Here is a 406-nt window from a genome sequence, read left to right as displayed (position 1 = left end):
GCCGATGTCGATGATGGCGGCCTCCATGGACGGCAGCACGTTCTGGACCTTGCCCAGGTAGACGTTGCCGACGTAGGAGGTGGCCTCCTCCTTGTTGACGTAGTGCTCGACGAGGACGTTGTCCTCCAGCACGCCGATCTGGGTGCGCTCGCCGGCCTGGCGGACGACCATGACGCGCTCGACGGCCTCGCGGCGGGCCAGGAACTCGGCCTCCGTGATGATCGGGACGCGGCGGCGGCCCTGCTCGCGGCCTTCGCGGCGGCGCTGCTTCTTGGCCTCCAGGCGGGTCGAGCCCTTGATGGACTGGACCTCGTCGGAGGAGGTGGAGCCGGAGGTGGACTCGCCGCGCTCGCGCGCCGGGCGCGGCTCGCGGACCTTGACGACGGTGCGTACGCCGTCGTCCTCG

At 70.9% G+C, this 406-nt stretch carries 1 pseudogene; it reads right to left on the bottom strand.

What is annotated here, in order from left to right:
* A pseudogene (locus G3I71_RS49070) lies at window positions 1-406 on the bottom strand (ribonuclease E/G); the annotation flags it as partial.

Source organism: Streptomyces sp. SID12501, from assembly GCF_010550245.1.
Lineage (GTDB): Bacteria > Actinomycetota > Actinomycetes > Streptomycetales > Streptomycetaceae > Streptomyces.
This window is presented reverse-complemented; position numbering and strand designations above follow the sequence as displayed.